Source organism: Curtobacterium sp. VKM Ac-2889 (assembly GCF_015350855.1).
Lineage (GTDB): Bacteria > Actinomycetota > Actinomycetes > Actinomycetales > Microbacteriaceae > Curtobacterium > Curtobacterium poinsettiae.
This window is the reverse complement of record NZ_JADKSC010000004.1, coordinates 320,465-346,597: the sequence shown is the minus strand read 5'-3', so window position 1 is coordinate 346,597 and position 26,133 is coordinate 320,465. Positions and strand designations below refer to the sequence as shown.

At 71.5% G+C, this 26,133-nt stretch carries 29 protein-coding genes and 2 pseudogenes; 11 read left to right on the top strand and 20 right to left on the bottom strand.

Going from position 1 to position 26,133, the window contains the following annotated elements; translation table 11 throughout:
* Window positions 1–11: 11 nt before the first annotated feature.
* Complete coding sequence (locus ITJ50_RS14785; RefSeq protein WP_194590799.1) at window positions 12–1,085, bottom strand: threonine aldolase family protein; 1,074 nt, start codon at window positions 1,083–1,085, stop codon at window positions 12–14.
* A gap of 86 nt (window positions 1,086–1,171) precedes the next feature.
* On the opposite strand from ITJ50_RS14785, the gene ITJ50_RS14780 reads away from it, so the two are divergent.
* On the top strand, window positions 1,172–1,750 hold the full coding sequence (locus ITJ50_RS14780; RefSeq protein WP_194590798.1) for a TetR family transcriptional regulator: 579 nt from the start codon (window positions 1,172–1,174) through the stop codon (window positions 1,748–1,750).
* Between the two features lie 82 nt (window positions 1,751–1,832).
* Here ITJ50_RS14780 and ITJ50_RS14775 read toward each other — a convergent pair whose 3' ends face one another.
* On the bottom strand, window positions 1,833–2,477 hold the full coding sequence (locus ITJ50_RS14775) for a GntR family transcriptional regulator (protein WP_017886866.1): 645 nt from the start codon (window positions 2,475–2,477) through the stop codon (window positions 1,833–1,835).
* Window positions 2,478–2,574: 97 nt separating this feature from the next.
* Here ITJ50_RS14775 and ITJ50_RS14770 point away from each other — a divergent pair, with 97 nt between their 5' ends.
* The 4 genes from ITJ50_RS14770 to ITJ50_RS14755 all read left to right on the top strand — a co-directional run bounded on the left by ITJ50_RS14770 (window position 2,575) and on the right by ITJ50_RS14755 (window position 5,647).
* Entirely contained in the window at window positions 2,575–3,282 is a 708-nt protein-coding gene (locus tag ITJ50_RS14770) for a DUF969 domain-containing protein (RefSeq protein WP_017886865.1), read from the top strand.
* Window positions 3,279–4,361: a DUF979 domain-containing protein gene (locus ITJ50_RS14765; RefSeq protein ID WP_042540668.1), complete on the top strand. Its 1,083-nt coding sequence runs from the start codon at window positions 3,279–3,281 to the stop codon at window positions 4,359–4,361. The genes ITJ50_RS14770 and ITJ50_RS14765 overlap by 4 nt, the downstream gene beginning before the upstream one ends.
* Window positions 4,348–5,403: a DUF2891 family protein gene (locus ITJ50_RS14760; RefSeq protein WP_228499890.1), complete on the top strand. Its 1,056-nt coding sequence runs from the start codon at window positions 4,348–4,350 to the stop codon at window positions 5,401–5,403. Before ITJ50_RS14765 ends, ITJ50_RS14760 begins: the two co-directional genes overlap by 14 nt.
* Before the next feature lie 61 nt (window positions 5,404–5,464).
* Complete coding sequence (locus tag ITJ50_RS14755) at window positions 5,465–5,647, top strand: hypothetical protein (protein ID WP_017886862.1); 183 nt, start codon at window positions 5,465–5,467, stop codon at window positions 5,645–5,647.
* Between the two features lie 52 nt (window positions 5,648–5,699).
* Here the strand turns inward: ITJ50_RS14755 and ITJ50_RS14750 are convergent, their stop codons facing one another.
* The 4 genes from ITJ50_RS14750 to ITJ50_RS14735 all read right to left on the bottom strand — a co-directional run bounded on the left by ITJ50_RS14750 (window position 5,700) and on the right by ITJ50_RS14735 (window position 8,355).
* On the bottom strand, window positions 5,700–6,002 hold the full coding sequence (locus ITJ50_RS14750) for a putative quinol monooxygenase (protein ID WP_194590797.1): 303 nt from the start codon (window positions 6,000–6,002) through the stop codon (window positions 5,700–5,702).
* Window positions 6,003–6,065: 63 nt separating this feature from the next.
* The gene (locus ITJ50_RS14745) at window positions 6,066–6,950 is read right to left on the bottom strand and encodes a biotin-dependent carboxyltransferase family protein (protein WP_194590796.1); all 885 of its coding nucleotides are present in this window, start codon (window positions 6,948–6,950) and stop codon (window positions 6,066–6,068) included.
* A complete protein-coding gene (locus tag ITJ50_RS14740) occupies window positions 6,947–7,579 on the bottom strand; it encodes a 5-oxoprolinase subunit B family protein (RefSeq protein ID WP_194590795.1) in 633 nt (210 codons plus the stop codon). The genes ITJ50_RS14745 and ITJ50_RS14740 overlap by 4 nt, the downstream gene beginning before the upstream one ends.
* Window positions 7,576–8,355: a LamB/YcsF family protein gene (locus ITJ50_RS14735; protein ID WP_056069985.1), complete on the bottom strand. Its 780-nt coding sequence runs from the start codon at window positions 8,353–8,355 to the stop codon at window positions 7,576–7,578. The genes ITJ50_RS14740 and ITJ50_RS14735 overlap by 4 nt, the downstream gene beginning before the upstream one ends.
* Window positions 8,356–8,523: 168 nt before the next feature.
* Here ITJ50_RS14735 and ITJ50_RS14730 point away from each other — a divergent pair, with 168 nt between their 5' ends.
* The gene (locus ITJ50_RS14730) at window positions 8,524–8,694 is read left to right on the top strand and encodes a hypothetical protein (protein ID WP_017886857.1); all 171 of its coding nucleotides are present in this window, start codon (window positions 8,524–8,526) and stop codon (window positions 8,692–8,694) included.
* A gap of 211 nt (window positions 8,695–8,905) precedes the next feature.
* On the top strand, window positions 8,906–10,270 hold the full coding sequence (locus ITJ50_RS14725; RefSeq protein ID WP_052481922.1) for an MFS transporter: 1,365 nt from the start codon (window positions 8,906–8,908) through the stop codon (window positions 10,268–10,270).
* A 99-nt stretch (window positions 10,271–10,369) separates the two neighbouring features.
* On the opposite strand, the pseudogene ITJ50_RS17565 reads toward ITJ50_RS14725, so the two are convergent.
* From ITJ50_RS17565 to ITJ50_RS14710, 4 genes and pseudogenes are all read right to left on the bottom strand, one after another.
* A pseudogene (locus ITJ50_RS17565) lies at window positions 10,370–10,519 on the bottom strand (DivIVA domain-containing protein); the annotation flags it as partial.
* A 9-nt stretch (window positions 10,520–10,528) separates the two neighbouring features.
* Window positions 10,529–10,624: pseudogene (locus ITJ50_RS17560) on the bottom strand (DivIVA domain-containing protein); the annotation flags it as partial.
* Window positions 10,625–10,677: 53 nt separating this feature from the next.
* Window positions 10,678–11,022: a hypothetical protein gene (locus ITJ50_RS14715; protein WP_056069993.1), complete on the bottom strand. Its 345-nt coding sequence runs from the start codon at window positions 11,020–11,022 to the stop codon at window positions 10,678–10,680.
* A gap of 145 nt (window positions 11,023–11,167) precedes the next feature.
* Window positions 11,168–12,025, bottom strand: a complete 858-nt coding sequence (locus ITJ50_RS14710; protein WP_194590794.1) for an alpha/beta hydrolase — start codon at window positions 12,023–12,025, stop codon at window positions 11,168–11,170.
* Between the two features lie 125 nt (window positions 12,026–12,150).
* Between ITJ50_RS14710 and ITJ50_RS14705 the strand changes: the two genes are divergently transcribed.
* The 4 genes from ITJ50_RS14705 to ITJ50_RS14690 all read left to right on the top strand — a co-directional run bounded on the left by ITJ50_RS14705 (window position 12,151) and on the right by ITJ50_RS14690 (window position 14,763).
* Entirely contained in the window at window positions 12,151–12,738 is a 588-nt protein-coding gene (locus tag ITJ50_RS14705; protein ID WP_140448778.1) for an LppP/LprE family lipoprotein, read from the top strand.
* 73 nt (window positions 12,739–12,811) lie between these two features.
* Window positions 12,812–13,843, top strand: a complete 1,032-nt coding sequence (locus ITJ50_RS14700; protein ID WP_017886851.1) for a YeiH family protein — start codon at window positions 12,812–12,814, stop codon at window positions 13,841–13,843.
* A 78-nt stretch (window positions 13,844–13,921) separates the two neighbouring features.
* The gene (locus ITJ50_RS14695; protein ID WP_056070005.1) at window positions 13,922–14,533 is read left to right on the top strand and encodes a hypothetical protein; all 612 of its coding nucleotides are present in this window, start codon (window positions 13,922–13,924) and stop codon (window positions 14,531–14,533) included.
* On the top strand, window positions 14,533–14,763 hold the full coding sequence (locus ITJ50_RS14690; protein ID WP_056070008.1) for a helix-turn-helix domain-containing protein: 231 nt from the start codon (window positions 14,533–14,535) through the stop codon (window positions 14,761–14,763). Before ITJ50_RS14695 ends, ITJ50_RS14690 begins: the two co-directional genes overlap by 1 nt.
* Window positions 14,764–14,780: 17 nt before the next feature.
* Here ITJ50_RS14690 and ITJ50_RS14685 read toward each other — a convergent pair whose 3' ends face one another.
* From ITJ50_RS14685 to ITJ50_RS14640, 10 genes are read right to left on the bottom strand one after another with little or no spacing between them, the layout of a single operon-like run.
* Window positions 14,781–15,599, bottom strand: coding sequence for a GntR family transcriptional regulator (locus ITJ50_RS14685; protein ID WP_017886848.1), 819 nt, complete (start codon window positions 15,597–15,599; stop codon window positions 14,781–14,783).
* Complete coding sequence (locus ITJ50_RS14680) at window positions 15,596–16,228, bottom strand: TetR/AcrR family transcriptional regulator (protein WP_194590793.1); 633 nt, start codon at window positions 16,226–16,228, stop codon at window positions 15,596–15,598. Before ITJ50_RS14680 ends, ITJ50_RS14685 begins: the two co-directional genes overlap by 4 nt.
* Window positions 16,225–16,848, bottom strand: a complete 624-nt coding sequence (locus tag ITJ50_RS14675) for an isochorismatase family protein (protein WP_194590792.1) — start codon at window positions 16,846–16,848, stop codon at window positions 16,225–16,227. Before ITJ50_RS14675 ends, ITJ50_RS14680 begins: the two co-directional genes overlap by 4 nt.
* A gap of 46 nt (window positions 16,849–16,894) precedes the next feature.
* Window positions 16,895–18,352 (bottom strand): MFS transporter, encoded by a 1,458-nt coding sequence (locus tag ITJ50_RS14670; protein ID WP_194590791.1) that lies wholly within the window; start codon window positions 18,350–18,352, stop codon window positions 16,895–16,897.
* A 43-nt stretch (window positions 18,353–18,395) separates the two neighbouring features.
* Window positions 18,396–20,039 (bottom strand): amidase, encoded by a 1,644-nt coding sequence (locus ITJ50_RS14665; RefSeq protein ID WP_194590790.1) that lies wholly within the window; start codon window positions 20,037–20,039, stop codon window positions 18,396–18,398.
* On the bottom strand, window positions 20,036–20,947 hold the full coding sequence (locus ITJ50_RS14660) for a carbon-nitrogen hydrolase family protein (protein ID WP_194590789.1): 912 nt from the start codon (window positions 20,945–20,947) through the stop codon (window positions 20,036–20,038). The genes ITJ50_RS14665 and ITJ50_RS14660 overlap by 4 nt, the downstream gene beginning before the upstream one ends.
* A complete protein-coding gene (gene rutA, locus ITJ50_RS14655; protein WP_194590788.1) occupies window positions 20,944–22,044 on the bottom strand; it encodes a pyrimidine utilization protein A in 1,101 nt (366 codons plus the stop codon). Before rutA ends, ITJ50_RS14660 begins: the two co-directional genes overlap by 4 nt.
* 43 nt (window positions 22,045–22,087) lie before the next feature.
* On the bottom strand, window positions 22,088–23,125 hold the full coding sequence (locus ITJ50_RS14650; RefSeq protein WP_159556892.1) for an ABC transporter permease: 1,038 nt from the start codon (window positions 23,123–23,125) through the stop codon (window positions 22,088–22,090).
* Window positions 23,125–24,813: a sugar ABC transporter ATP-binding protein gene (locus ITJ50_RS14645; RefSeq protein ID WP_194590787.1), complete on the bottom strand. Its 1,689-nt coding sequence runs from the start codon at window positions 24,811–24,813 to the stop codon at window positions 23,125–23,127. The genes ITJ50_RS14650 and ITJ50_RS14645 overlap by 1 nt, the downstream gene beginning before the upstream one ends.
* Window positions 24,810–25,991 carry a sugar ABC transporter substrate-binding protein gene (locus ITJ50_RS14640; RefSeq protein WP_228515721.1) on the bottom strand — a complete coding sequence of 394 codons (1,182 nt, stop codon included), beginning with the start codon at window positions 25,989–25,991 and terminating at the stop codon, window positions 24,810–24,812. Before ITJ50_RS14640 ends, ITJ50_RS14645 begins: the two co-directional genes overlap by 4 nt.
* Window positions 25,992–26,133 lie beyond the last annotated feature (142 nt).

Here is a 26,133-nt window from a genome sequence, read left to right as displayed (position 1 = left end):
GCCGGGCCGGCTCAGGCGGCGTCGAGCTCGCGCGTCAGGGCTGCGACGAAGTCGTCGACGTCCTGCTCCGAGGTGTCGTACGCGCACATCCACCGCACCTCGTTGCGGCTGGCGTCCCAGTCGTAGAACCGGAAGTGCTCCCGCAGCCGGTCGGCCACGCCGGCGGGCAGGGTCGCGAAGACCCCGTTCGACTGGGTCTGCTGGCTGAAGCCGACACCTCGGATGCTGCCGTCGGCGATGCCGGCCTCGAGTGCACCGCGCAGGCGGGCGGCCATCGCGTTGGCGTGCCCGGCGGAGCGCAGGTACAGGTCATCGCTGAGCAGGGCGATGAGCTGGGCGGAGACGAACCGCATCTTCGACGAGAGCTGCATGTTCATCTTGCGCAGGTAGTGCAACCCCTCGGACGCGGAGGGGTTCAGCACGATGATCGCCTCGCCGTAGAGCATGCCGTTCTTCGTCCCGCCGAAGCTCAGCACGTCGACGCCGGCGTCGGTGGTGAAGTCGCGCAGGGGCACCCCGAGCGATGCCGCGGCGTTCGAGATGCGGGCGCCGTCCATGTGCAGCGTCATGCCGAGCGAGTGCACGTGGTCGGCGATCGCCCGGATCTCGTCCACCGTGTAGGCGGTGCCGAGCTCGGTGGTCTGGGTGATCGACACGACGAGCGGCTGCGCACGGTGCTCGTTGCCCCAGCCCCAGGCCTGCCGGTCGATGCGCTCGGGGGTGAGCTTGCCGTCCGGTGCATCGACCGTCAGCAGCTTGATGCCCCCGATGCGCTCGGGTGCTCCGGCCTCGTCGGTGTGGATGTGCGCGGTCGAGGTGCACACCACCGCACCCCAACGCGGCAGCATCGACTGCAGGCCGACGACGTTCGCGCCGGTCCCGTTGAACACCGGGAACGCTTCGGCCTGCGACCCGAAGTGCTGCCGGACCACCTCGTGGAGACGCGCCGTGTAGACGTCCTCGCCGTACGCGGTCTGGTGGCCGTCGTTGGCCTCGGCGATGGCCGCGAGGACCTCGGGGTGCACGCCGGCGTAGTTGTCCGAGGCGAAGCCCCGCAGGTCCAGGTCGTGCAGTCGGAGGGTCACTCGTTCATCCTAGGTTCGGGGGATCAGACGCCCTGAGCGACGGTCGCACCCGCGTCGCGGGCCGCGTGATCGGTACGGTGGTCGCCATGGCCCGATTCACGCCCCCAGCCGCTGACGCGATGCGCGCACGACTCCTGCTCGCCGCGCGGGACGAGTTCGCCGCGGTCGGACTGGCCGCCGGCAGGGTCGAACGGATCGGTGCCACGGCGTCGAGCAACAAGGCGCAGGTCTTCCACTACTTCGGCAGCAAGGAGGGCCTGTTCGACGCCCTCGTCGCTGACACCGTGACCGAGACATTCGCCGATGCCCCACTCGACACCGCCGACCTCGCCGACTGGGCCGGGCGGGTCCACGACTCGTACGTCCGTCGCCCCTGGGCCCAGCGGCTCGCGACCTGGCACCGCCTCGAGCGCGCCGACGTCCCGCTCGAGTCCGTCGCGACGAGCTACGCCGACGCGGTGGCCGAGGTCGAGCACGCCCAGCGCGCCGGGGTCCTGCCGCGGGCGTTCCGTCCGGCGGTGCTCCTCGGGCTCGTCCTGCACACCGCGGCGTTCTGGAGCGCGACCGCTCCGGAGTACGAGCCGCTGGTGCAGGCCGTGACGCCGCCGCGGCGTCGCCAGGTCGTGGTGGACGCGGTGACGGCGCTGCTCGGCGGGAAGTCCTGACCGAGGGCTCGACCGGCACCAGCGCGACCGCGATCGGACCGGGCGGGCGGGACGGAGCCGCACCGGGCCTCCTGTCCGTCCCTCAGCCGGTTGCGCCGGCGGCGACCCGCAGCGTCCGCTCCGCATCGTCGAGGTAGACCGCGAGCAGTGCCGAGGCGGCGTCCTGGTCGCCACCGCGCAACGCGGACACGATCGCGTCGTTGCGTTCGACGAAGTCGGCGTGGAACGACGCCGGGTCGGCGGTGGTCAGGAACGCGAGTCGCATCTCGGCGAGCAGGCCGTCCATCAGGGCGTGGATCCGCTCGCTCGGCACCGCGCGCACGAGTTCGGTGTGGAACCGGATGTCGGCGGTGCCGACGGCGCCCCAGTCGCCCGCGGCTGCTGCGGCCCGGGCGTCCGCGACCGCTGCGGCGGCCGCGGCGAGGGCTGGCGAGTCGGGGGAGCAGGCACGCACGGCGGCTTCTTCGAGAACCCGCCGAGCCGCGTAGAGATCGGTGACGTCGGCGGCGGAGAGGCGTCGGACGAACACCCCGCGGTTGAACACGTGCTCGACCAGTCGGTCGCGGGCGAGCAGCCGGAAGGCCTCGCGCAGGGTGTTCCGCGACACCCCGAGCTGATCGCTCAACCGCTCCTCGGACAGCTGCGCGCCGGGGGAGAAGTCGCCCGACGCGATCATGGTGCGCAACCGCGTGGCCGTGGAGTCAGCGCCGCCGACGGTTCGGGTCATGGCACCGATCCTGGCACGGGCGGCGTTTGTGAAGGGCGTGTTACAGAGCAGAACCGGCTCTTGCGATTGTTGAACAATGCGGTCCAGACTGTCCCGCATGTTCGTCCTCATCGGCGTCGCCGTCGTCATCGTCGGCTTCGCGTTGCGCGTCAACGCGCTCCTCGTCGTCACGGTCGCGGGCATCGTGACCGCGGCCATCGGCGGGATCGGTCCCGTCGGCATCCTCGACGCGTTCGGCAACGGGTTCGCCTCGAGCCGGTCCGTCACGACCTTCGCGCTCGTCCTGCCCGTCATCGGCCTGATCGAGCGCTACGGCCTGCAGGACCAGGCGAAGCGTTTGATCGCGAAGCTCGACAAGCTCACGACGGGTCGTCTGCTCGCCGGCTACCTGGTGATCCGGCAGGTCACCGCGGCGGTCGGCCTGACCAGCATCGGTGGCCCGGCGCAGACCGTCCGCCCGCTGGTCTACCCGATGGCCGAGGGCGCGGCGACGAAGAAGTACGGGCGGATCGATGACCGCATGCGCGAGAAGATCAAGGGCTACTCGGCCTCGTCCGACACCGTCGGGGTGTTCTTCGGCGAGGACGTCTTCGTCGCGGTGGGCTCCATCCTGCTCATCACGACGTTCGTCGACGCGACCTACGGGCTGTCGCTGGAACCGATCGACCTGGCCCTGTGGGCGATCCCGACGGGCATCGCGGCGCTGATCGTCCACGGCGGACGCCTGCTGCTGTTCGACCGCCGACTCGACAAGATGGCGGCGGACGCCCGTGCCGACGCTCCGACCCTGGGGGCCGCAGCGTGATCACCAGCGAATGGCTCTACTGGCTCATCGGCGCGTTCTTCATCGCCGTCGCCGTCCTGATCGTCACCGACACCGCGCACGCGAAGCGCCTGGGCAACGCCGCGTTCTGGGGCATCCTCGGCCTGTCGTTCTTCGCCGGCACGTTCGTCGCCGCTGGCAGCATCCCGCCGTGGACGCTCGGCATCGCCGTCCTCGTGATGGTCGCGCTCGCCGGACTCGGCTTCACCGGCACGACCAGCCGCACCCGGGTCGCGAGCATCCCCGGCGCCGGTACCGGTGCGGAGACCGGCCCCGCCGAACCCACCGGCGTGACGCAGAAGATCACGAGCGCGGGCAGCGGCAGCACGAGTGTGCTCGCCACCACCAGCCCGGACGAGCGTGCCGCGTTCGCGACGAAGTACGGCAACCGGCTCTTCATCCCGGCCCTGGTGGTGCCCGTGGTCGCCGTGCTGGTCGCGACGCTCGGCCCGCTCGTCTCGTTCGGCGGCGAACCGCTGCTGGCCGAGGGGAGCGCGACCCTGACCGGCTTGGGCATCGGCTCGGTCCTCGCCGTGGTCGTGGCCGTGTTCGTCCTGCGCCCGCCGAAGATCGCCACCCCGATCCGCGAGGGCGGTCGGCTCCTGCAGGCGATCGGCTGGGCGGCGCTGCTGCCGCAGATGCTCTCGACCCTCGGCATCGTCTTCACCCAGGCGGGGGTCGGCGACGCGGTCGGCACGATCATCAAGTCGGTCCTCCCCGACGGCTCACTGCTCGCCGCAGTGGTCATCTACTGCCTGGGCATGGCCCTGTTCACGATCATCATGGGCAACGCGTTCGCCGCGTTCCCGATCATGACGGCCGCGATCGGCTGGCCCGTCCTGGTGCAGGGCTTCGACGGCAACCCGGCCGCGATCTTCGCGATCGGCATGCTCGCCGGGTTCTGCGGCACGCTCGTCACCCCGATGGCCGCGAACTTCAACCTGGTGCCGGCTGCCCTGCTCGAGATGCGGGACAAGTACGGCCCGATCAAGGCGCAGATCCCCACCGCCGCCATCCTGCTCGTCGTCAACATGGGAGTCATGTACCTTGTCGCATTCTGATGCCGCCCCGATCGACCTGACCCGGGCGGCCTGGGCCGACCGCTTCGCGGCCGTCGCCGCGGACAACACGACCCGTGAGTACCCGTACGCCGCGCACCACGCGACGTCCGGGCCGGACGACCGGGCACTGCCCGTCGAGCTCCACCCCGCCTTCGCCACGTCGTACGACTGGCACTCGTCGGTGCACATGCACTGGCTCGCGGCGCGCCTGGTCGCGCACGGCCTGCCCACCGACCTGGAGGCCCGGCTCACCTCGATCCTGCAGGCGCACCTCACGACGGATCACCTGGCGACCGAGGCCGCTTACCTGCGCGAGACACCGCACTACGAGCGCCCCTACGGCTGGGCCTGGCTCGCACGGCTCGCCGCCGAGGTGTCGGCATCCGAGGCGCCCGCCGTCCGGGCACTCGCACCGGGGTTCGCGCCGGTCGTCGACGTCCTCGAAGACCTGGTCGTCCGGTGGATCGACGGCGCCGCGCACCCGGTCCGGCACGGCGTGCACTCGAACGCGGCGTTCGGGCTGCTGCTCGTGCTCGAGGCCGCCCGGTCACTCGACCGTCCGGCCCTGGCGGCAGCGGTCGAGGGGGCAGCACGGGACTGGTTCGGCGCGGACGCCGGGTGGCCGTTCGCCTGGGAGCGGAGTGGGCACGACTTCCTGTCCGCCGGTCTCGCCGAAGCCGACCTGATGCGTGCGGTGCTGCCCGCTGCGGAGTTCGCGACGTGGGCCCGTGGCTTCTTCGCCGCGGTGCAGCCGGGCGACGCGATCCTGCGGTCGACGGTGGTGCGCGACGAGAACGACCCCCAGCAGGTGCACCTGTTCGGGCTCGACCTGTCGCGGGCGGGATCGGCCCGGCGCATCGCGGACGCACTCCGTGCCGGCAGCTCGGACGACACCGGCATCGCGGACCTGCTCGACGACGCGGCCGACCGGCTGCTGACCTCCGGGCTCGCGGCGAGCGTGGGCGAGGAGTACTACTCCACCCACTGGCTGGCGAGCTTCGCCTGGGACGCCATGGAGGCCCGGGAGCACGCCGCTCGATGAGCGGCTTCGGGGTGGTGATCGTCTGCGGACACACTGAGGATCCGGAGGTACCTTCGGGGCCATGAGCGATCCGAAGGACGACGAGACCCTCGACGACTTCCGCGAGGCGCAGGAGACCGACTACGAACCGGAGCCCACCGTGCTCGACCCCGACGACCTCCCGGTGGTCGACGACGCGGACGACGAAGTGCTCCCCGACGACGAACGGCCGGTGCCGCTCGACACCGACGACGACGTGGTCTGACCGACCGCGGCCGACGCCGACCCATGCGCCGTGGGGCGGCGCCGGTGTCGGCTCAGTGGAGCGGGATGGACCGCGCGAAGGTGCGGGTGACCGGTGTCGCTTCGAGGAACGGTGCCATCGCCGGAGCACCCTCGGGCGTCGCACGCCAGGCCACGTACGTGTCGTGGTCCGCGGCGGTCGTCCACGACTCGACGACGACCATGCGCGCCGGGTCCTCGTCGTCGACCAGGACCTCGAGCGACTCCAGGCCGTGGAACGACGCGGTCTGTTCGAGCGTCTCGCGGATCGCACCCTGGAGCGCGTCTTCGGGGGCGTCGCTCTGGAACTGGACCTCGAGCAGGACGGTGATCGACATGGGGAACCTTTCGTCAGCGGTGTCCAAGCCAACTCCGGACCCCCTGCGCTTGTTCCGGGTCGGTCAGTCGACGATGCGGAACCGGAGCGGATCACCAGGCCGGAGCTGCGCGGCACGGTCGACCGACCGGGGCGTCAGGACCGCGACGACCGGGTAGCCGCCGGTGACCGGGTGGTCGGCGAGGAACAGCACGGGGAACCCCTCGGGCGGCACCTGCAGCGATCCCGTCTCGACACCCTCGCTCGGCAGCTCGCGTGTCACGGAGCGGGCGAGCGGCGTCGCAGCCGTGGCGCGGACCCCCACGCGGTCGCTGTCCGCACTGACGGTGAAGTCCTGACCGGTCAGGGTCGATCGCCACTCCGGGGTGAACCAGTCGTCGCGCGGCCCGGGCACCACGTCGAGCACGACCGGCTCGTCCGGCCACCGCGGTTCGGGCTGCGGCACCGCGTCGACGACCGGCCACGAGACCCGGGCTCCGCCGACCGGCAGGAGGTCGCCGGCCGACAGCGGCGGCGGACCGAGGCGCGCCAGGGAGTCCCACGAGCGGCTGCCGAGCACCGGTTCCACCGCGAAGCCCCCGAGGACCGCGATGTAGGCGCGCAGGCCCACGGTCGCGGTGCCGATACGGAGCGTGTCGCCCGGGGCCAGCAGCAGCACCTCGTGCGAGGCCGCCCCGCGGACCGATCCGTCCGCCCGCTCGACCTCGACCGGGCAGGCCGCGCCGGTGGCGGCCGCCACCACGTACGCGTCGGTGCGGAGCGTGACGGAGCCGAGCACGGCCTCCAGGACGGCCGCGTCGGCACGGTTGCCGACCAGTCGGTTGGCGAGTGCTGCGGACCCGCGGTCGGCCGCGCCGGCCGCCCCGAGGCCCATGTCGCTGAAGCCCGGTCGACCGAGGTCCTGCGTGGTCAGGCCGTAGCCGACCTGCACGACGGTCAGCGCGCTCATGCCACACCCGCCACGACGAAGCGGACGAGGGTGCCGGCTGGCGCGAGCGCCGGGGGCGTGCGCTCGAGCGACCACATCGGCACGTCGGTGCGGCCGATGAGCTGCCAGCCGCCGGGCGATGTCCGCGGGTAGACGGCGCTGAACTCTCCGGCCACCGCGACGGCACCGCTCGGGACGGCCGTGCGGGCGGTGCTGCGGCGGGGCAGGTCGAGCGGTCGATCGCTGCCGGTCAGGTAGCTGAAGCCCGGAGCGAAGCCACAGAAGGCGCTCGTCCAGAGCTGCCCGGTGTGCCACGCCACGAGTTCGTCGCGCCGCATGCCGGTCAGTTCGGTGACGGTGTCGAGGTCCTCGCCGTCGTAGGTGACGGGGATGACGAGCGGTTCGGTGTCGTGCGCTTCGAGCGTGGCGCTGACCGGGATGACGTGCGCCAGCTCCGAGCGGAGCCGACCGGTGTCCGTCGTCGCGGGGTCGAACCGGAACAGCAGCGTCCGGGCGCCGGAGACGATTTCGGTCAGGCCGGGCAGGGAGGCCTCGTCGAGCCCGGCGCGGAAGGCGACGACCTCGGCGAGCGACTCGAACGTGGCGAGGAGTGCGGTGCCGCCAGCGGAGCGGACGTCGGGACCCGTCACGGCGCGAGCGGTGCGGGCAACACGAACGGCGCGATCGTCACGCCGTGCTCGGTCAGGAGTGCTCGGATCGCACGGGCCATCGCGACGGCGTCGGGGGAGTCGCCGTGCACGCACACCGAGTCGGCACGCACCGCGATCTCGGACCCGTCGACGGCGATCGCGACGCCGTCGGTGACCATGCGGAGCACCCTCGCCGCGACCTCGTCCGGGTCGTGCAGCACCGACCCCGGCTGCTTCCGGGACACCAGCGAGCCGTCGGGTTCGTAGGCACGGTCGGCGAAGGACTCGCTCACGGCGCGGAGCCCGTGTCGTTCGGCCGCCAGCAGCAGTTCCGACCCGGGCAACGCCAGCACGGCGAGCGACGGGTCGACGTCGGCGACGGCGCGGACGACCGCCTCGGCCTGCACCGGGTCGGCGCAGGCGGTGTTGTACAGGGCGCCGTGCGGCTTGACGTAGGTGACGGCCGCGCCGGCGACGTGCGCGGTGGCCGCCATCGCCCCGAGCTGGTGGACGACGTCGGCGTACAGCTCGTCCGGTGTGACGTGCACGGGGCGGCGGCCGAAGCCGATCAGGTCGCGGTAGGCCACGTGGGCGCCGATCGCCACACCGCGTTCCGCGGCGGCGCGGGCGGTGGTGAGCATGATCGTCGGGTCGCCGGCGTGGAACCCGCACGCGACGTTGGCGCTCGAGACGACGTCGAGCATCGCGGTGTCGTCGCCCATGGCCCAGGCGCCGAAGCCCTCGCCGAGGTCGCTGTTCAGGTCGATCGTCGTCACGGGTGCTCCCTGTCGTCGCGGGTTGTTGAACAATCTACCGAGCGCCCCGGCCCGTGTCATCCGCTTCCCCCGCTCGGACGGTGGATTCCGAGGCGGGGCACGTACTGTCCGAGTCCTCAGTACCCCGGTGGCGGTGCCGCCGGGTCGATCCCTGCACTGGAGCAGCTCATGACCGACAGCAGCAACACGCACGACGCCCCGAAGAACGACCCCGAGGGCACCGAGAAGCCGGGCGGCCTCGGCGACGACAACACCATCCCGAACAACCCCGACGGCCTGGCCGCGGGCCACTCGGGCGACGACTCGCACTTCAACCCGGAAGAGGACGGCGAGCAGTAGCGGCTCCTTTCCGGCCTGCGGGTCGATGCAGAACGACACCGTCGTTGTCCTCCGACAACGGCGGTGTCGTTCTTCGTCGGCACGCATCCGCACCGACGAAACAATCAGAGCAAAACCTTCCGGCCTGCGGTTTCCGGTGCTACAGTCCCGATCACCTAGCAGCGCTAGGTATTCGAGGGCCCCGAAGCCCCCTATGACTCGAGGAGGAGTCATGTCGACACCGTCGTCGAAGGAAGAACCCACCCGCGGCATCGCCGGGACCGCGTCCCCCGCGGTCACCGCAGCCGCCGGAGCCACCGCCACGGACGCTGCTGCGTCCCGAGCGTTCTCGGTCGAGGGCATCACACAGTCCGTCAGCACCGTCCGGGTGGGTCGCGGGTACCTCTGGGGCCTGAGCTTCGCCCAGTTCGGCCTGTTCGTCGCCCTGCTCACCCCCGTCTTCGTGAGCATGTCGATCAAGGCCACGGAGCTGAACCCGACGAGCCCCGAGACCGTCGTAGGCTCGGTCCTGCCGTTCGGAGCGCTCGGTGCCCTGTTCGCCAACCCGCTGTTCGGTGCGCTCTCCGACCGCACCCGAACGCGGTGGGGTCGTCGTCGCCCGTGGATGGTCGGCGGCGTCGTGGTCTTCGTCGGATCCCTCGCCTGGCTCGCGTTCTCGCCCGACGTGCTGCAGCTCACCCTGGCCTGGGTGCTCGCGCAGGTCTCTGCCAACGCGGTGCTCTCGACCCTGACGGCGAGCTTCGCCGACAACGTGCCGGAGTTCCAGCGCGGCAAGGCCTCGAGCGTCATCGCGCTGGCGCAGAACATCGCGATCCTCGCCGGGCTCTACCTGGCCGTGTACCTGGTCGGCAACCTGCCGGTCCTGTTCATCGCACCGGGTGTCCTGGCGATCGTCGCGGTCCTCGTCTACTCGTTCGTCGCCCGTGACGACCTGCCGACGACTCCGGTCAAGCCCTTCAGCTGGGTCAACCTGATCAGCTCGTTCTGGACGAACCCGATCAAGCACCGCGACTTCGGGCTCGCCTGGTGGGGCCGCTTCCTCATCACCTTCGGCACGTTCATGTTCACGACGTACCGACTCCTGTACATGCAGGACCGCATCGGGCTCCCGCAGGGCGAGGCGGTCGGGGTCGTCGCGTTCGGCGTGCTCCTGTACACGATCGCCCTGCTCGTCAGCGCAGCGGTCTCCGGCTGGGTGTCCGACCGGATCCAACGTCGCAAGGTCTTCGTCTGGGGCTCGACGGCCATGACCGCCGTCGGTCTGGTGATCCTGGCCCACGTCGACACGGTCGGCGGGTTCTACTTCGCCGAGATCGTCCTGGGCTTCGCCTTCGGCATCTACGCCGCCATCGACACGGCCCTGGTCGTCGACGTGCTGCCCGACCCGGAGCGCCCTGGCAAGGACCTCGGCGTCATCAACATCGCGAACGCGTTGCCGCAGTCACTCGCCCCCGCCGTCGGCCTGTTCCTGCTCGGCATCGGTGGCGGCCAGAACTACACGCTCATGCTCTGGGGTGCCGGCGTCGCCGTCATCCTGGGTGCCCTGGTGATCCTGCCCATCAAGTCGGTCCGCTGACCGACGCGACCGCCTGGAGGCGCGACCTGCGTCCGTGACGCACGCCGCGCCTCCAGGCGGTCACCTGCACCGCCGGTGACCGTTTCAGCGGGCGCCGTGCTGGCGCAGTGCGACGACGACCTCGTCGAGGAAGTCGTCGACCTGCCCCTGGTCGTACCCCTCGCGGAACTTCGTCGGCTGGAACCGCACATCCATGACCTGTTCCGGCGTGAGCGGGTCGACGGGCCGCCGCTGCTCGTACCCGGTCAGGGTGGCCTGGATCCGGTCGAGGAACGCATCGACCTGGCGCTGGTCGTACCCGTCGCGGAACTTGGTCGGCCGGAACCGCTTCTCGGACACCTCTCGTGCGAGCATGTGCTCCCCCTTCTGTCTTTCCGGCAATGCTCCCACGGGCCGGTTGCCGAGGGTCAGCGCTGCGGCGTCCGCTTGCCGAACAGTGCGTCGAGGAACCGCGAGAACCGGGACTCCGGCTCGTGGATCGTCTCGATCGAGCGGGTCGGCGACCGGAACGCCAGGTCGTGCAGCATGTTCCGCTTCGAGCCGTCCCAGTTCGCGAACAGGTAGGTCCCGCCGATGAACGACATGCTCCGGACCGGCGCACGCTTCCACGAGTCGGCAGCCACGTAGTACCCCGCGTGGCCGGCGCGGATGTGCTGGATCACGGTGTCCACGTCGATGACACCGGTCGGTGTCACGACGGCGGTGATGCCCGTGCGGTCGCGGGCGACGTACTCGATGAGGTGTTCGGTCACGATGGAACTCTTCGTCACGGAGGTGAGGCGCCACGGGGGAAGCGTGGCGAAGGGGATTCGGAACCGCCGTTGCTTCCGTTCCCAGAGTACGTCCGCCTCGGGCGCGGCGTTCCCCGATGTCCGCCGTTCGTCCGTGGAAGAGCGCTCAGCGGATGGGCGTGTGGTGGTCGGGCGTCCGGTGGTCGGGTGTCCGATCCGCCCACGCGGCGATGCGGTCGATCGCGTCGTCGAAGTCCCGCGTGCCGGGTCGGTTGAGGAACGCGTGACGGCTGTCCGGCAGGACGTGACGTTCGACGGGGACGCCCGCGTGCTCGAGCTCGCCCGCGAAGCGTTCCCCCGACCCGCGCATCACGTCCCGCTCGGCGTCGACCATCAGGGTGCGAGGGAACCGGGTGAGGTCGTCGGACGCCGGGTAGACCGCAGCGGGGTGGCCGCCCGCGTACGCCCGGTTGCTCAGGTCCAACAGCACCGGGGCGTGCGTGAACCACCGGTGTCCGCGGACGAGTCGCCGCACCGCCCGGTCGCGGGGGAGTCGGGCGTGGAAGAACCCGTAGGTCAGCACGAGGCCGACCAGTGCCGGGGCGGTCGCGACCGCGGAGGCCGCCAAGCACGCACCGGCGCTCGCCCCGCCGAGCAGCAGACCCGAGGGTGCCTCGTCCTGCAGGTGGTGGAGGACGGCGACGATCTCGTCCCGCGCGTGCGGTGCCCGTCGTCGCCCACGTGGTCCACCCCGGCCGAGCCAGGGCAGCCCGGGCAGCGGTCCGAGGCGGTAGCCGACGGTCACGACCGGCAGCCCGCGCTCGGCGAGTGCCCGTGCGACGGCGTCGGACTCGGGCAGTTCGAGGTCGCCCCGGAAGAACCCGCCGCCGTGGACCCAGACCAGGGTCGGGGCTCCCGTGCTGGCGCTCGGATCGGCCGGTCGGTACCGACGGACGGGGACCGGCCCGTGTGGTCCGTCGATCTGGTCGTCCCGGACCTCGACCCGGACGGTCCCCTGGTGCATCCCCCGCATGGGAGCAGTGTGGCAGCACGCCGGCGGACGCCACAGGCACACCGCTGCAGCGTCCGGAGGGACACATCCCGGTAACGATGCGGGCGACCGTTCGGCGGCGCAGGCAGCGTGGAGGGATGCGCCTGACGAGAACCGCCCTGATCCTGACCACTGCGACCCTGGCCGCACTGCTGACGGGGTGCTCCGGCGCGGACGGGGCGGACGGCAGCGCGGCGACCCCGACCGTGACCGAGACCGTCACCGCCCCGCCCTCCGACGCCGCGAGCACGCCGACGCCGACCCCGACCCCGACCTGCGGGCCGACGAGCGGCGCCGAGGCTGCTGCCGCGGGCATCGCGGCCCTGCCGCTGCCCGCCGGACTCGAGGACGCGAAGTGGGACGCCGCGAACGCCGACTACTCCGGCTACGACGCCTGCGCGCCGCTGTCCTGGTCCGTGGTCGAACCCGAGTTCGCCACAGCCGGCTCCCCGTACGCGATCCTGCTGTTCCACGAAGGCCGGTACCTCGGCACCGCCACTGCCGAGCAGTACGCCTTCGAGCCGACCATCGAACGACGGAGCGAGTCGGCCGTGACGGTGACCTACAAGTTCGCGAAGGCGGGCGAACCGAACGCAGCACCCTCCGGCCGCACCACGGCCACCTTCACCTGGAACGACGAGACCGGCCGCGTCGACATGACGGGTGACACCCCGCCCGCTCAGTGACGATCGGGCGCTGCCCGTCGCGGTGACGCCCGTTCCGCGAGCGCGGCATCTGCCGGCACGACATGCTGTCCTCATGCAGTCCGTCCGTGCAGCCGCCCCCGGTGTCGCCCTCGCCGTCGCGATCGGCATCGTCGCCACCCTGGTCGGCCGGGTCGTCCCGGTGGTCGGCGGCCCCGTCCCCGCCGTCCTGATCGGTGCCGTGGTGGGGTGGCTCGTCCGGCGTCGCACCGGTGGCACACTCGCGGTGCTCGCCCCCGGGGTGAAGTTCTCGTCCAGCCGGGTGCTGCAGTTCGCGGTGGTCCTGCTCGGCGCGCAGCTGTCCATCGGCGAGGTGCTGCGCATCGGCGGTGAGACCCTGCCGGTGATGCTCGCGACGCTCGTCGTCTGCCTGGTGGCCGCGTGGGGGATCGGTCGACTGCTCCGGGTGTCGGGCGCGCTCCGCACCCTGATCGGCGTCGGGACCGGCATCTGCGGCGCCTCGGCGATCGCCGCCGTCACGCCGGTCATCGGCGCGGTGAGCGCCGACGTCGCCTACGCGATGTCCACGATCTTCCTCTGCAACATCGCCGCCGTCTTCGCCTTCCCGCTGCTCGGGCACGCCCTCGGCCTCAGCCAGCACGCCTTCGGCGTCTTCGCGGGCACCGCCGTGAACGACACGTCGTCCGTCGTCGCCACCGCGACCGTCTACGGTCGCCAGGCGACCGACACCGCGGTCGTCGTGAAGCTGGTGCGCACCCTGATGATCATCCCGATCGTCATCGGACTGGCCGGACTGGAGGCCCGCCGCGCCTCCCGCGAGCAACTCGCCCCCGCCTCGGGGTCGGGCCGCGGATTCCGCGTGTTCCGCTTGGTGCCGTGGTTCCTGATCGGGTTCCTCGTGGTGGTGCTGCTCCGGACGGTCGGGGTCCTGCCCGCGTCCGTGGCACCGGGGTTCGCGACCGCCGCCTCGTTCCTCATCACGGTGGCGCTCGCCGCGATCGGCTGCTCGACGGACTTCGCGGCGCTGCGACGTGCCGGGTTCCGTCCGATGCTGCTCGGCATCGCGCTCTGGGTCCTGGTGGCGGGGACGAGCCTCGGCGTGCAGGCGGCGTTCGGGCTGCTGTAGGGGCTTGCCCGAGCCGGACCCATCGTTTATCGTTGCATCGAAATTCGATGGTATCGATGATCGACAGGGGAAGCAGCCATGACCACACCCGTCTACGAACCGCCCCGCGGGCGGAACTCCTACTTGGCCTACGTCGTTTCGTGCGCCATCGGCATCGTGTTCGTCGTCTGGCGGTACGTCGAACAGCTCGTCCAGTCGATCACCTCGGGCACGGTGGCGGTGCCGATCCGGATGCGTGAGACGAGGGCCATCCCGCAGCCCCCGGGTGGCGCGACGGTGACGTCCGACCAGCTCGTGCTCCGGGCGCCGGTCGCCGACGTGCCGGGTGGTGCGATCGGGTGCATCCGCGTCGGCGACGCCCTCGAGGTCCTGCTCGTCAGCGTCCTGATCGCCCTGGTGGCGGCGGTGGCCTGGAAGATCTCGCGCGGCGGGCTCTTCGACCGCTCGACCACCCGGATCCTCGACTGGCTCGCCGGCGCGGTGCTGGCCGCCGGGTTCCTGCCGTCGTTCGTCCGCCGGATGGGGTGGAACTGGGTCGTGTCCGGGCTCGGCTGGGACGGGTACCTGCCCACGCCGGTGGTCGATCACCAGTTCCTGCCCGTGTACCTCGGCCTGCTCGTCGTCGTCTGCTTCCGGTTCGCGCTCACCGCCTCGCAGCGGATGGTGCGGGACCAGGCCGGGCTGGTCTGATGCCCCCGGAACAGGAGGACGGCCACGCGGTCGTCTGTCACCTCGACGATCTGCTGGCCGCGCAGGGGATGACCCTGACCGAGCTCGCCGACCGCGTCGGTGTGACCGTCGTCAACCTCTCGGTGCTCAAGAACAACCGGGCCCGCGCGATCCGGTTCTCCACCCTCACCCGACTGTGCGAGGTGCTCGGCTGCCAGCCGGGCGACGTCTTCTCGGTGCGCACGGACTGAGGATCCCCGCCCGTGCCTCACGTGATCCGGGAGTCGATCACCGCCCGGTCGCCGCGGTACCGCGAGAACCCGTACTCGACGGGTGTCCCGTCGGCCAGGCACATCAACCGTTCGATGTGGAAGATCGCCTGGCCGGGATCGATGTCGAGCAGGTCGGCCGTCCACTGGTCGGCGTTCACGGTGCTCAGGAGCAACCGTCGTGCCTCCGGCCGCGCGCCGGCCTTCCTGACGAGCACGTCCGGCACGTACTCGGTGAGCGGTTCGGCGACCAGGTCGGGGAAGCGCTCGTGCGGGACCCAGCTCGTCCGGACCCGGCTCGGTTCGCCGTCGAACGAGATGAGGCTCTCGACGAAGAAGGCGCTGCTGCCGGTCATCTCCAGGTTCCGCCGGACGGTCTCCGGCGCGGTCACCTGCTGCACGCACAGGTGCACGATGCTGAGCCGGGGCGACTCGAACACGCTGCCCCCGGCCGTCTCGCCGTAGATCGTGACCTCGTCGGACGTGCGGGCCAGGCTCACCGAGGCGACGGGCCGCACACCGAACGTGCCCGATCGCGGCGCACGGGTGAGCAGCCGTTGTTCCTTGAGCAACGCGAGGGCAGCCCGCAGGACGTTCCGCGTCGTGCCGTACAGGTCGAGCAGCTCCCACTCGTACGGCAGCGGACCGGTGAACCGCCCCGCGACGATGTCGGCCCGGATCAGGTCGGACACCTGGCGGGCCGCGTCGGAGCGTCGGTTGAACCCGATCCAGTGACCCGGTGCCGACGGAGTCGTCCCGACCCCCATGTCGGTCCAGGCAGCGGACGGGGCGAACCCCTCCGGCACGGTCCCGGTCACGAGGCCACCCCCACCGTCGACAGGTCACCGGTCCAACCGGCCCACCGCAGGAACTCCCGGGCCAGCCGCACCGGGTAGTCGGGCGCCTGGATGTCGAGCGAGACGAACACACGTCGGTAGAACGTCGGCCCGCCGAGCAGGTCCACGGCGATGCCGAGGTCGACGTCCGGTCGCAGGTCGCCGGCGTCCATCGCCCGCTGCAGCATCGCGTTCACCCAGAGCCGCCGGTCCAGGTGCCACTCGGCCACGGCCTCGGCGACCCGCGGCTCGTGCGACGCGGTCTCCACGATGAGCGGGAGCGCCCGACCGACCGGCGTCGCGACGAGGGCGTGCACCCATCCCCGGGTGAGGCCCAGGACACCCGCGGTGATGGGAGCATCCTGCACCGTCGGGATGTGCTCCTCCATCAGCCGGATCACGGTCTCGGTGAGCAGGACCTCCTTGCTCGACCACCGCCGGTAGATCGTCGCCGCACCCACGCCGGCCGCGTCGGCGACGGCCCGGATCGTGAACGCGCGGGGGTCGCCCTGGGCCAGGATCTCGACGCACGCGGTGTACACGGACTCGCCGACGGCAGCGCTGCGCGGCCGGCCCCGGACCTGCGCCTCGATGCGCGTCGTGGTGCTCATGCCGCGTCCCAGTGCTCGAGGACCCGGTCCATGGCCCAGACCTCGCCGATCTTGGCGGCGATGTCGAACAGGTTCGCCTCGTGCACGCTCGGCAACCGGTCGCCGACGGCTTCGCGCACGACGATCGGGACGAAGCCGTGCTGCATGGCGTCCGTGGCGGTCGCGCGGATGCACCCGCTCGTCGACAGCCCCGCGATGAAGAGCGTGTCGACGCCGCGGGCGACGAGGTCGGCGGCCAGGGACGTGCCGAAGAACGCGCTCGGGTACTGCTTGGGCACCACGGTGTCGCCGTCGAGGGGTTCGAGCCCGTCGACGAACGCCCCCGTGGACGCACCCGGCAGGTACGCGGCGAGTGCCGGCACCTTGCGGAAGAACACGCCGGCGTTGGACCCGTCGGCCGAGAGCGCCATCGTGGTGATCGCCACGTGCACCCCGGCTGCCCGAGCGGCGGTCGTGAGCTCCCGCATCCGTTCGACGGGTTCCTCGACCCCCGCGTAGAGCCCGCACTCGGGGTCCACGTACGCGCGGACCGGGTCGACGACGACGAGCGCAGCGCGTCGTCCTGGCTGCAGCGTGCCGGTGAAGCCGGCTGCCGCGTAGTCCTGGTGGTCGTCGGTCATGGTGTCCTGCTTCCGTCGTGGGTGGTCGTTGCCAGGGTGAGGACGGTCACGTGGACGCCCCCGGCTCGGGGAGGGGACCCGACCTGTCGGGTCGGAGTGGCGCCTCCCGGTCGGGAGGCCCGAACGGACCGAACGCGACGATGAGCGCCCCCAGGGCCGCGCAGCCGGCGAACGTCAGCGCCGCGGCGCGGACGCCGTCGACGAACACCTGGACGTCGCCGGACGGCAGGCTGAGCAGGCTGCCGTCGTAGGCCGCGGCCGCCTGCGCCGCGGACAGGCCGCCCGTCGCGATCGCGAGGCCGAGTGCCGTCGAGAACAGGAAGCCGGCGTTCTGCAGGGCCGACCGGATGGCGTTCGCGATGCCGCGGCGGTGCTCCGGGACGCGGGTCATCAGTGCCGACGTGCTCGGCGTCATGAACACGCCCGTGCCGACCCCGACGGCGCCGAGGCCGGTGGCGGTGACGGCGTAGGCGTCGCCGTCGGCGAGGGACACCGCGAGCACCGCGGCGCCGAGCGCGATCAGGAGCATGCCGATGGTCGACAGCGTCCGCGCGGCGACCCGACGGGCGAGGAAGCCCGCGCTCACCGCTGCGACCGTCGTGCCGATGGGCGTGGGCAGCACCCAGAGCGCGGCGTCGACAGCGTCCTTGCCGTCGACGGCCTGGAACGACAGCGACGCCAGCAGGACCAGTGCGTAGCTGGACAGGGCGCACAGCCCGGCGGCGGAGAACAGGGTGATGGTGGTGCGGTCGCGGAAGATCGCCGGGTCGACGAGGGGGTGCGCGACCCGGCGTTGCGTCCACACGAACACACCGCCGAGCACGACCGCGCCGGCGGTCATCGCGACGACGGGCACGGCCGACCAGCCGATCGAGCCGCCGGTCGAGACCGCACCGACGAGCAGCCCGACGGCCGTGACGGACAGGACTGACCCCGGCACGTCGAGGCGCTCGCCGGAAGGGGGACGCGTGCTGTGCGGGATCAGCCGGAGCGACCAGATGAGTCCGGCCAGTGAGATCGGCACGCCGGCGAGGAAGATCCACCGCCACCCGAACGACTCGGCGACCAGCCCGCCCACGACGGGCCCGATGACCTGGCCCACCGCGGCGACGGTGGCGTTCAGGCCGAGGCCGAGCGACAGGATCGACTCCGGGAAGACATCGGTGAGCAGCGCGGTCGTGTTGGTGACGATCGCTGCCGCCCCCACGCCCTGCACGAGTCGGGCACCGAGCAGCACCGCGGCGTCCGGGGCGAAGCCGCAGGCGAGGGAGGCGAGCAGGAAGACGAGGATGCCGGCGATGTACAGACGGCGCCGACCGACGAGGTCGGCGATGCGCCCGAAGACCAGGATGAGGGTGGTCGTGGTGAGCATGTAGCTGAGGAGCACCCAGCTGGACTGCACGGCGCTGGCGTCGAGGTCACGGCTGACGTCGGGGAGCGCGATGAGGAGCGCGCTCGAGGAGATGAAGACGAGGACGACGCTCAGGCTCGACGCGCAGAGCACTTGCCAGGCGCGTCGCCGGGCGGCGCCCTCGTCGATGGTGCGGCTACCGATCGGTCGGCCCTCGCACGGCGGACGACGGCGGCACCAGGCGGTGGTGCGTCGTGACCCGCTGGAAGGCGGCGGCCGCGGACAGCACGAGGCGGTCGTCCCACGGCCGCGCGACGAGCTGCACGCCGACGGGCAGGCCGTCCGGCGCGGTGCCCGCCGGCATCATCAGCGCGGGGAACCCGACGTAGTCGAACAGCCGGGTGTTCCGGGGGATGACGTCGTGCAGGTTGAACCGCTCGCCGTCGACCGACATCGTCAGGTCGTCGAGTCGCGGGGCGGTGGCGCCGATCCCGGGGGTGAGCACCACGTCCACGCCGGCCTCGTCCATCCGCGCGACCATCGCGGCCTGCACGAGCGGGCGACGGCGGAGTGCCCGGAGGTAGTCCGCCGCGGTCGGCAGGAACGAGACGTCGAACCGCGCGCGGGTGCCGGCGTCGAACAGGTCGGCCGTGTCGGCGTTGGCCTCCTGGTTCGCGGCGAGCTCCCCGGAGAACACCGTCCAGCACTCGGAGTCGATCGACTCCAGGTCGTCGAACTCGATCGGCACGAGTGTCGCGCCGAGCTCGCGGAAGCGCTCGACCGCCGCGGCGTGTGCGTCGAGCACCGCGCGGTCGACGCGTTCGGTGAACCAGTCGAGCGGGACCCCGATCCGGAGCCCCTCGACCCGTTCGGGCGCGGCCTCGATGAGCGGCACGGTGGCAAACGTCGTCGGGTCCTCGCCGTCGGAGCCGGCGATGACCGCCAGGACGAGGGTGAGGTCCTCGGCCGAGCGTGCCATCGGGCCGACGTGGTCGAGCGTCCACGACAGGCTCGCGACCCCGGTGCGCGGCACGAGGCCGTACGTCGGCTTGATCCCCGTGGTCCCGCAGAGGGCGGACGGGACGCGGATCGATCCGCCGGTGTCGGACCCGAGCGCGAGCGGGACGATCCGGGCGGCCAGCGCCGAACCCGACCCGGTCGAGGAGCCACCGGTCCAGCGCTCGGGGTCCCACGGGTTCCGCACGGCGCCGTACCGGGCGTTGTGCGGCCCGCCGCAGGCGAACTCGGTGGTGGCCGCCGTGAACACCGGGATCGCGCCGGCGGAGCGGAGCCGAGCCACGACGGTGGCGTCCTTCGGGGCCACACGGTCACCGGTCTGGAGCGAGCCGCTCGTGACGATCGTCCCCGCGACGTCGATGATGTCCTTCACCGCGAACGGGATCCCCTCGAGCGGTCGGGCGTCGTCGTCCGCCCAGCGGCGGGTGGACTCGGCGGCGGCTTCCTCGGCCCCCTGCACCAGGCGCAGGACGGCATCGGACCAGACGTCGTCGCTCGTCCAGTGCGGGGCGAGTGCGGCGAGGACCTCGGAAGGGGTCGTGGTGCCGGACCGGTACGCGGCGAGGAGTTCGACGACCGAGGCGCCAGCGGGGTCGGTGGCAGCCCGGCACACCGCCAGGTCGTCGTCCGGACCGGCAGCGGTCGGCGCCGGGGCCCCGTCGATCGCCGCGCCGAGGAGCCGGCCGAACAGCTGCGCGCTGTGAGCCGGTTCCGCGGGCAGCGCCGACGGAGCCGCGGGCAACGGGTTCGCGCGACTCGCGGCCAGCGCGCGGTCGAGCTGCGGTGCGATGGTGCCGCGGACCAGGGCGGCGACGTCCGTCACGCGGGGACCGCCGCCGCTGCGTGGGCGTCGGCGAGGTACCGGAACACCCCGGGCTGCCGGTCATGTCCGAGCGGGAAGTCCCGGCGGGCTGCCGCGACCTCGCCGACGTCGATGGTGGCCTGGATGATCGGTCCCGCCTGGTGGGCGGGGGCCGAGACGACCAGGTCACCCCGTGGTGAGACGACCGAGGACCGACCGAAGTAGCTGACGGTCTTGCCGTCGACGGTCTCTTCGCCGCCGCGGTTCGGGGCGAGGACCCACGTCTGCGTCTCGAGCGCGCGGACCTGCAGTTCCTGGGTGAACAGGGTCTCGCGGAAGCCCATCGACGACACGAGCACGAGCATCACCTCGGCCCCGGCGGCACGTGACGCGAGCCAGTACTCGGGGAAGCTCCGGTCGTAGCAGATGAGCATGCCGAAGCGGGTGCCGAGCGCGTCGAACACGACCGGTCCGGAACCGGCGGCGAAGTAGTGCTTCTCGTCGACGTCGGAGATCGCGTTCGTCGGGATCGACGTCTTGCGGTACGACGCCACGCGGTCGCCGTGCACGTCGGTGCCGTGCACGAGCGTGCCGTCGGCGTCGATGAACACCGCGCTGTTGTACTGCGCGTCGCCCGCGTCCTCGTAGAGACCGAAGGCGACGGCGGTGCCCAGCCGCTTCGCCGTGCTCGCGAAGCGGGCGGTCGCCGGACCGGGGACGGGCTGTGCCCAGGACTTCCGGCTGTCGTTGACCACGCCGCAGAAGTAGGGCGTGGTGCAGAGCTCGGGGAACACGACCAGGTCGGCACCCTCCGCGGCCTGCTCGAACAGGGTGATGAGTTCGTCGAGTGCGGTGTCGCCGTCAGCGGGGGTCCCGCCGGCCTGGACGACCGCGACCTCGATGACCGGACGGCTCGCGGCGGCGCTCATGCGGTGACCGCGCTCGGAGCAGCGGACGCGACGCCCTCGCGGGTGCGAATCAGCGGCTGGATGCGGGTGCCGAAGTCGTCCATCCCCTGCAGGAAGTCGTCGAACACCAGCATGATGCCCTTGGTGCCCTCGACGGCGGCGGCTTCGTCGAGCATCGCGGCGACGTGCTCGTAGGAGCCGACGAGCGTACCCATGTTCATGTTCACGGCCCCCTCGGGCAGCGAGATCCGCTTGGCCGTGTTGCCGTCCTCGCCCTCGGCATCGGTGAGCGCCTGGCCGGTCATCCAGGCGATCGCCTCGACGTCGACCCCGTCGCTGTACCGCTCCCACTTCGCCTGGGCGGCCTCGTCGGTCTCGTCGGCGATCACCATGAAGAGCACGTAGGAGCCGACGTCACGGCCGGTCTTCTCGCGTGCCTCGAGCAGGGCCTGGTTCTGTTCGGCGTAGGCGGTCGGGGTGTTCACACCGACGCCCATCGAGAAGTTGTAGTCCGAGTACTCCGCGGCGAACGCCATGCCCTGGGACGACTGACCGGCCGAGACGATCGGGATGTGCGACGTCGGCCGCGGCAGCATCCGGCAGTCGTCCATCTGGAAGTACTCGCCGTGGAAGTCGCTCCGGCCGGTCTCCCACAGCTCCTTCATCACCTGCATGTACTCGGTCTGGTACGCGTAGCGACGCTTGAAGTGCACCTCGTCGCCCGGCCACAGGCCCATCTGGTCGTACTCCGCCTTCTGCCACCCGGCGACCAGGTTCAGCCCGAAGCGGCCGTGCGAGATCGAGTCGACGGTCGCCGCCATGCGTGCCGCGATCGCCGGCGGGATGGTGAGGACCGCGGTCGTCGCGAACAGGCGGATCCGTTCGGTGCGGGCGGCGAGACCGGCCATCAGGGTGAAGGACTCGAGGTTCTCGTCCCAGAAGCCGCTCGGGCCGCCGAAGCCGCGCAGCTTGATCATCGACAGGGCGAAGTCGAAGCCGTACGCCTCGGCTTTCTGCACGATCTCGAGGTTCAGGTCGAACGACGGCTTGTACTGGGGCGACGTGGTGGAGATGAGCCAGCCGTTGCTGCCGATCGGGATGAAGACTCCGATGTCCATGGGGAACTCGCTTTCTGTGGTGGGTGTCGAAGGGGGAGCAGGGTCAGGGACGCTTCGCGGCGGCCTTGGCGGCGGTCGCGACGGAGTGCCGCCGGATGGTCTGCGAGACGGCGACGGCGACGATGAGGGCGCCGCCGTAGAAGAGCTGCTGCACGAAGTTGTCGGCGCCGAGCATCTGCAGACCGACCACGCCGGAGAACAGGAAGTACACGGCGATGAACGTGCCGATCGCGTTGAAGCGCCCCGGGACGATCGCGGTCGCACCGAGGTAGCAGGCGGCGAACGCGGGGAGCAGGAACGACTGTCCGCTCGACGGGTCGGCGCCGCCGAGGGTGCCGGCGTAGACGACCCCGGCCACCGCGGCGGTGAAGCCGGCGCCCACGAACGCACCGACCCGGAGCCGTCGGACGTTCAGCCCGGAGAGTTCCGCGACGGTGCGGCCGGTACCGACGAACAGCAGCCGTCGGCCGACCGGGGTGGCGCTCAGGACGACCAGGACGACGACCGTGGCGATCAGGCCGTAGACGAACGCGAGCGGCAGGCCTGCGAGCCCGCGCCACCCGACCGTGGCCTGCACGAGCGCCGGGTCGATGCCCGTCACCGAGGACGACACGCTCATCCACTGGATGATCCCGATCATGAAGGTCGACGTGCCGAGGGTGACGATGAACGAGTCGATGCGGAACCCGACGGTCAGCAGCCCGTTGACCAGGCCCACGACGACGCCGATGACCAGACCGGCGGCGATCGCGGGCACGAGCGGGACGTCCATCTTCGCGTTGAGCACGGCGATGGTCATCGCGGAGAGCGACATCGTCGAGGCGCCGGACAGGTCGAACTCACCGGCGGTGAGCGGGAACAGGAACCCGAGCGCCAGGATGAGCAGCACCGACTGGGACCCGAGGATGTTCTGCAGGTTGCCGAGGGTCGGGTACGTGTCGGGCAGCGCGATGCTGAACGCGATGACGATGACGACCCAGGCACCGAGCAGCGCGTACCGCTCGGTGTGTCCCCACGAGAAGCGCGGGCGGGTCGGACGGACGATCGAGGTCTCGAGGACGGGGTCGGCGGTTGTGGACATCAGGCGTTCTCCTTGACTGCGGAGGAGGCATCGGGGGAGGACGAGCCCGCGGGGGACGGGGACCCGGTGGGTGACGCCTGGGCATCTCGGTCGACGAGGCTCGCCACGACCGCGGCCGCGATGACGTCGCGGTCGACGCGGTCGTCGGTCAGCACGTCGTGCACGCGACCCTGGGCGAGGACGACGACGCGGTCGCAGACCTGCGCGAGCTGGTCGTAGTCGGTGGAGGCGCAGACGATGGTCACGCCCTGCTCGGCGCTCCGGCGGAGCATCGAGAAGATCGCGGCGCGTGCCCCGACATCGATGCCCTGGGTCGGCTCCTGCAGCAGCACGAGCCTCGGGGCGTCCTGCATCCACTTGGCCAGGACGGCCTTCTGCTGGTTGCCGCCGGACAGCGTGCCGAACAGGGCGGCCGGGTCGGCTGGTCGGACGTCGTAGTCGCGGACGAGTCCCGCGACGTGGGCGCGTTCCCGCGCGGGCGAGAGGCCGAGCAGCCCGCGGAGCTTCCCGAGGACGGGGAGCGTGACGTTCTGCTCGACGGACAGGGTGAGCGTCCCGCCCTCGCGCTTGCGGTCGGCGGGGACGTAGACGACGCCGCGGGCGATCGACGAACCGGGCGTCACGCGCTTCAGGTCGACCGGAGCGGGTGTCGCCCCGTCGCGCCGCACGGTGAGCGAGCCCGTCGCGGGGCGTGCCCCGTACAGGCCGGGCAGCACGTCCTCGACACCGGAGCCGGCGAGCCCGGTGATGCCGACGACCTCGCCGTCCGCCACGTCGAACGACAGACCGTCGACGACGCCGACCCGCAGGTCCCGCACCGTCACGACGGCGTCGCCGGTGGTCGCCGGGCGCGGAGTCCTGGCGGCGGGACCGTCCAGTCCGCGTCCGACGATGAGGGAGACGAGCTCGTCCGCCGTCGTCGTGGCGGTGTCCCGGTGCGCCTGGACCCGGCCGGCCCGCAGGACGGTGACACGGTCGGCGTGTTCGAGGACCTCGGACATGTCGTGCGACACCAGCAGCGCCGAGGTGCGGCCGTCCGCGACCAGGTCCTGCACGACCCGGAAGAGCAGGTCGGCGTCCTCCTTCGGCAGGAAGACCGTCGGCTCGTCGAGCACGATGAGCGCCCGGTCGTCGCCCAGCTCGGCGACGGCCCGCAGGATCGCGACGAGCGCCTTCTGGGTGTCGGTGAGTTCGTCGATCCGGGCCCGTGGGTCGATGTCGACCCCGTACCGCGCGAACAGCTCGGCCGCGGCACGGTGCTCGGCGCCCCAGCGGACGAAGGGTCCACGCCCGGCCACCACGGTCGCGAGCCGCAGGTTCTCGGTCACACCGAGCGAGGGGACGAGTGCGAGGTCCTGGTGGACGAAGCTGATCCCCACACGGCGGAAGTACCCGGGAGGCACCGGTAGTGGCAGCCGGGCGCCACGGACCTCGATCGTCGCGCCCGGTTCCGGCGCGTAGGTGCCGGACAGGACCTTGATGAGGGTCGACTTGCCGGAGCCGTTCTCGCCGAGCAGCGCGTGCACCTGGCCCGGCAGGACCTCGAGGTCGACGTCGTCGAGTGCGGTCAGCCCGCCAAAGCGCTTCGTGAGCCCGCTGATCCGCAGGACCGGCGCGGTGTCCGCACCCGTGCCGACGACCGCAGCCGACGATGCGGAGCCGAGCCGTGCCTCCCGGGTGGCGGTCACTCGGCCGCGCCCCAGATCGCTTCGTACCCGGTCTTGTACGCGTCGCCGTAGCCCTTGCTCGGCGCCGGCGGCGTGCCGGTCGCGTCGACGTTGTCCTTCGTGAAGACCTTGAGCGGGGTCTTCTCGTCGCCGTCCTCGATGATCGGCGTGCCGGTCAGGACACGGCCGGCCTGGTCGAGCGTCGCGTAGGCGAGCCACTCCATGTTCTCGCCGATGTCCATCGTGAGGACGCTGCCCTCCTGCAGGATCCTGAGCACCGCGGGGGTGCCGTTGTACGACGAGGTGAACACCTGGCCGGTCTTGCCGGCAGCGGTCACACCGGCCTCGACGTAGAGCGTCATCGAGTCGTAGACCGGCAGGACGTAGTCGAGGTTCGGGTCGGACTGCACGGCGGACTGCACCGTCGACGAGATCTTCGTCGCCCAGTCGGCGACGGGGACGTTGGTCACCTTCACCTTGCAGCCGTCGCACTGCGCCTCGAACTCGTCCTGCATCGCCGTGACGATGCCGTCGGACGGGGGCACCTCGGACGACGTGATGATGAGGACGTCGCCCTGACCCTTGGTCTCCTTGATGGCCCAGTCGGCGTTGAGCTTCGCGGCTTCGTGGAACGGGGCGGTCACCTGTGCGGCCACGAGCCCCTGCAGCTGGTCCGGCAGCGCTTGCCCGGTCTGGTAGGTGTGGCTGATCAGCACGGGGATGCCCGCTGCCTTCGCACGCTTCAGCGCCGGGACGATCAGCTCGCCGTTGACACCCTGCGCCAGCACGATGATGTCGGCTCCGCGGCTGATCGCCTGGTCGATGCCGGCGGAGTGCTCGGTGGGTGTGCCCTGGTTCGTGTACTCGATCCACTCGGCGCCGTACTGCTCGGCGACCTTCTCGCCGGCCTCGTCGACCGCGGTGATGAACGGGACCGCTGACGAGTTCGGGATGTTGAAGATCGTCTTGCCGGCGATCCCCGACATGTCGAAGCGCGCGCCCTCGAAGGTGAACGCCGGGTCGACGCTGGCTGCCTCGATCTGGCTCGTGGCGTGCTCGACGCCGGCGGTGACGTCACCGGAGCTCGTCGACGCGGTCGAGGTGGCGGAGCACGCGGACAGGAAGAGCACGCCGGAGATCGCGGCGGTGAGGAGCACGGGACGGGACGGACGCGTTCGGGACGGTGCGGGGGACGACATCGGTCGGGGACCTCCTGGACGGGTGGAGCAGGGAAGGTGCGGGGACGGGGAACCGGTGCGGGGACGGGCGGCGGGGACGCCGAAGGCCCCGCGGCGCGGGGTGGAGCGTGCAGGGAGCCGGGGACGGGCAGCGGGGCATCGG